Annotated in this window: 3 protein-coding genes and 1 pseudogene; 2 read left to right on the forward strand and 2 right to left on the reverse strand. The window is 68.1% G+C overall.

Annotated features, from left to right (window positions below):
* Positions 1-127: pseudogene (locus IM725_RS19575) on the forward strand (IS630 family transposase); the annotation flags it as partial.
* A gap of 31 nt (positions 128-158) precedes the next feature.
* Here the strand turns inward: IM725_RS19575 and IM725_RS19580 are convergent.
* A complete protein-coding gene (locus tag IM725_RS19580) occupies positions 159-563 on the reverse strand; it encodes a SpoIIAA family protein (protein ID WP_193782322.1) in 405 nt (134 codons plus the stop codon).
* A gap of 147 nt (positions 564-710) precedes the next feature.
* Positions 711-1181 carry an RICIN domain-containing protein gene (locus IM725_RS19585; RefSeq protein ID WP_193782323.1) on the reverse strand — a complete coding sequence of 157 codons (471 nt, stop codon included), beginning with the start codon at positions 1179-1181 and terminating at the stop codon, positions 711-713.
* Positions 1182-1523: 342 nt separating this feature from the next.
* Here IM725_RS19585 and IM725_RS20670 point away from each other — a divergent pair, with 342 nt between their 5' ends.
* Positions 1524-4136 (forward strand): ATP-binding protein, encoded by a 2613-nt coding sequence (locus IM725_RS20670; RefSeq protein ID WP_193782324.1) that lies wholly within the window; start codon positions 1524-1526, stop codon positions 4134-4136.
* The last annotated feature ends 698 nt before the right edge of the window (positions 4137-4834 follow it).

Raw genomic sequence — 4834 nt, forward strand, 5'->3', positions numbered from 1 at the left:
AAAGATCGACAGCTTCGTCAGGCAGTACAACGAGAACTGCAAGCCGTTCACCTGGACGGCCACCGCGGATTCAATCCTCGAAAAACTCGCTCGCCTCTGCGCACGAATTACCGGGACAGGACACTAGCCTAGGTGCAGCGGCCTGATGCTCGGGCGGCTTAGCGCGGCTCGGTGACGACCAGCCACTGCAGCGCGGCTTCCCGGTCGTCGAAGGCCTGGTAGTTGACGCCGCCCGCGCTGGCGGCTGGACCGATCTCGCCGCGCGGCCGGTCAGCCCGGGCCACCACCGCGCAGCGCACCGGGCCGAACTGCGCCGCCAAGGCCGCGCCAAGGGCGGCATGGTCGCTACCGCTCATCTGTCCGATCACGGCAGTCACATCGATCAGCACCCGCGACTGCCGCGCATCACGCAGGGCCTGGGCGATGCGCGCCAGCACGGCCATCGCGCCCTCCGGGCTCTTGAAGCCGCTCACCGTCGCATCCAGGAAGCCGTCGCGCAGCGCCAGCTCGACGCGGATGGCATCCCGGGACAAGGCGAACGGTAGATTTCCGTCGTGTGTCATTGCCGCGTCAGTGTACGAGCAGCCCAGGCGGCCGCCGCCTCGCCACCGACGCCCCGGCCATCGCGAGAGACCTGAAGAGACTCGAGGCGTCCAGCCTCCGGTCTGCACACTGGATCCAAGCTGGGCCGTCCAATCCGCCGCCGAGTGTCAGTGCCGAATGTCCCAGACTTCGTAGGGCTGCCCCTCGCACTCGTCGAGCACGATCGCGGCGGCGTTGCGCTGGGCGACCGGGATCAGGCACTTGCCAGACTCCACTTCCCGAATCCGGCCGTCGCCGCCGACCTTGAAGCGCTGGTTGCTGCCGTAGTGGCATGCCCACACCTGGACCGGCGTGCCATCCGCGCGCGAGTGGCGGCCGCGCACGTCCATGCACAGGCCGCCCGTGCCCACGAGCAGATCCTGGCCGCCTTCGCCGCGCGTGATGGTCCAACGCTGGTTTTCACGCCCATGACAGCGGTACATGAAGACGGGTGTCCCATTTTCCTTGGCGTCTTCGGCAACGTCCATGCAGTAGGCGTCTCCACCAATGACCGAACGGATCATCAGGTTCGTTCCGGCTGCATGCGCGGACACGCCGGCGAAAAGCGCCGCAGCGAACATCGCAAACTTCAGTTTCACAGGGTCTTCCTTCGACTCGGTTTGGGGAGTGGGAGCGCTCTGGCCAGGGCACCCCTACAACGGGCGAATGCGGTGTGAAGTTGACCAGGACCGTGGGCCCAACCTGAAGCCTGGACCCCGGCACAGGCCGATTCCATCCACGAAACATCCGTGCCCTGTGCGAGGCGACCCGCCCATCGGGGCCCCGCCGCCACGGCACATTTTTGGCGGCACACTGCGTTCACGGGTTGGCCCTGAACTTGTCGGCACGCCCGGCCACTGCGGGGCGCCCTGCTCCAGCTCATCCATGGCATAGTGTGTCGGGCCGGGGGGAACACCGCACCCGGGCGCCGGGAGCGATCAATGAACCCTGACCTCCGACCCATGCGGGGACGCCTGTTCGAGGCGCCGCTTCACGTCCTTAGCACCGCCGCGCCACTGCGGGTCGCTGCCGTCCTTGTTGCCCTGGCCCTGTGCCGACCAGCGGCGGCGGCGCCTCCGATCGACGATGACTGGCGCGCGTGGCGGCACTCGGTGCTCGCCCGCGGCTTCACCGATCCCGCGGCGTTCGCCCGTGACGCCGCGCTTCGCCAGGCCGCGGCCGTGCGCGCCGGGAACCTCCAGGGTCGCGTGAGAACGCTGTTCGAACAGTGCATCGCCAAGACATTCGAGGGGGATTACGAGCCTGAAGGCATGGACCGGGCGATCGAAGGGCTCATCGCCGACGTCCGCGCATCGAAGGACCCGCGCCTGCTGTTCGACGCGCTGGAGACCCAAGCCTGCATCGTCCTGATGGACAACCGGCTCGATTTGGCAGAGGGGCTCGTGAACGAGCAGCAGGCACTCGCAGCGCGGTTGGGCGATCCCGCCCGTGACGTGCCCGTGTACGCGAGCCAAGGGTATCTTGCGTCCGCGCGCGGCGACCTGGGCGCCAGCCTCACGCACTATCAGCGCGCGCTGGACGCTTCCTTCGATGACCTGCACCGTGCGGACACCCTCATGAGCATGGCGACGAGCACGGAGTGGATCCAAGCCGATCCGGCGAACCGGCAAAGGCGCATCCAGTGGGTTCGGCAGGCCATGCACCTGGCTCCGCCTGAGCGCTACCGGTACCTGGGCATCCAGGCGAACTACCAGATCGCCCGGCTTCTGCGCGGCTGGGACCCGGCCGGCGCCGTGGAGGCCAGCCGCAAGGGCCTGGCGCTGGCCCTCCAGATGAAGGTGGCTCCGGTGACTCTGGGCGTCATGCGGGTCGCACTGGCACGGGCCCTGGTGGCCGACCGCCAGCCGGAGGCGGCCATTGAACAGGCACGTGAAGCCCTCTTGCAGGTGTCCAGCGACGAATTCCGCAACGGCGCCTATGGGGCCCTCGCTGAAGCCCATGCGCAGCTTGGCGAAGCGCGCGAGGCCATGGCGTGGCTCGCACGCAGCGAGCGTCTGGCGCAAACGACCTTGAAGGACCAGACGCCGACTCCGGAGGAGCTCGAGCGCGTGCGGTCCCAGGTCTACAGAGGCCTGGGTCAATGGCAGCAGGCCCTCGAAGCGACCGAGCGCATGCACGAACTCGCAGGCAAGAACCTGCGCCTGGCTTCAGAGCGTCAGGCGCAGCTCAAGGAGGCCCGTTTCGATGCCCGGATCCGGGAGCAGGAGAACGCGCTTCTGCGGGCCCGGGAGGTGGCCTCGAACGAAAGGCGGCAGACGCTGGACGTGGGCCTCGGGCTCACGGTCCTGTCCGCCCTGGGCTTCGCGGCCCTGGCCATCCGTCAGGCCCGGCAGAAGCGCAAGCTCGAACTCCTGAGCGCCGAGGTTGCGCAGCGCAACCGCGAGCTGCAGGCCCTGCACCAGTCGCGCACGCGGCTGCTGGCCTCCGCCTGCCATGACCTGCGGCAGCCGGCGCACGCCCTGGGCCTGCTGGCCGACCTCGCCACCACTGTCAAGGACGAACGTGAGCGAACCGCCAAGCTGGAAGGCGTCCGCCGCTGCAGCCGGTCGCTGACGGAGATGCTGGGCATGCTGATGGACTTGACGCGGCTGGAGGGCGGCAACTACGCGCCCATGCCGGGTCCAGTTTCACTCGACGAGCTTCTGCGCGAGGCCGAACTTCAGTTCGCCGCGGACGCGGCCCGCAAGGGCTTGCACCTCGAAGTCCATCCCAGCACCCTCTGGGTGCTCAGCGATCAGCACCTGTTGCGCCGCATCCTCTTCAACCTCGTGTCGAACGCGGTGCGTTACACGATGACGGGTGTGGTGACGGTCGCGGTGCGTCCGCAGCCGGAGGGCAACGTGGTGCTGGAGGTACGAGATTCAGGCCCGGGCATTCCCCCCGACCGTATGAACGACGTGTTCTCCGAGTACGTGCGGCTGGACAGCCAGATCGAGGAGGGACTGGGCATCGGTTTGCCGATCGTCCAGCGCGCGGCGGCGCTCCTGGGGCACCCGCTGCATGTTCAGTCCGAGGTCGGAGTGGGCAGCAGCTTTTCCATGGAGCTGCCCCTGTCGGAACCCGGCAGCATCACGCAGACCGCCGGCCCCGGGCCTGCCGGCGGCCGGAACCAGCTCGTGCTGCTGCTGGACGATGACCCCGAGTCGCTGGCCGCAACGTCCGGGCTGGTTCGGCAGTGGGGCTTCGACGTGCTGGCGGCGAAGGACGCCGACCATGCCTTCGAAGCCGCGGCGCAGGTGGGACGGGCGCCAAACCTGCTGATCACGGACCTCCACATCGAGGGTGGAATCGACGGCCTCGAGGCTGTCGAGATCTTGCGGAAGCGCTGGCCAAGCTTGCCTGGGCTTCTGGTCACCGGCGACCTGGACGCGGCCGTGGTGTCCAGGGCGGCGGCCTTGGGGGTTCCGGTGGGCTACAAGCCGCTCTCACCCGGACGACTGCTGGCGCGCATCGAAGACGCACTGGCCGCGCCGGTACCGATGCACGGCTTGGTCGCGGACGACAAGGCGGCACGCGGCGTCTCCCACCCGTAGACGCCGCGTGGAACGCTATCGAGGAGTGGGACGACCACGAATCACATGCGAAGCCTGGAGCAGCGCAAACTCGGACAAGGTCCATCTCCACAACGAAGGCGCCCGCTACCGTGCTGCCGAATGGTCCTGGGACGATGTGAAGCGCGCGTGTTTCCAGGCCACGGCCAAGAGCACCAACGGTCCCCAGCGGCGTAGCGCTGGGAATCAGGCTCCTGCGAGGCAGACACCGCGAGCGGCCGGCAGCGCGCCCGCCGCTCGCGCTTCCCCGTAGATCGGCCCGCCAGACAAGCCAGAGGTGAAGGCCGATCGCAGCGCCAACCCTCTCGGGTAATTCACGCCGAGATCAAGAAGAACGATGGGTCCCGGCGAACATGCAGGGGCAAACAACCAGGACGCCAAGGCGAAAAGACAGCACCGTGCGGCGCCGCACCCATCCCGTTAAATCCTTTCAGCCCCGCTGCATTTGGCAGAACCGACAGAATCCGGGCTTTCCAGGCGGCGACTGCGCAGCCCCACGTCGCGCTCCATCGCGTCCGCGGCGCCCCTTGGGCGTCGACCCCAACAAGAGGTTTCCGTGCAAGACGACGAACGCTGCTGCGGCACCGGCACCTGCATCATTGACGCGCAGGGCCTGTGCTGGTGCGGCCAGCAATGGGACGGCGAGAAGATGTGCCGTCGGCCCCTGGACGCCGTGGTCT

This window comes from Ramlibacter aquaticus (genome assembly GCF_015159745.1).
In the GTDB taxonomy this organism is placed as follows: domain Bacteria; phylum Pseudomonadota; class Gammaproteobacteria; order Burkholderiales; family Burkholderiaceae_C; genus Ramlibacter; species Ramlibacter aquaticus.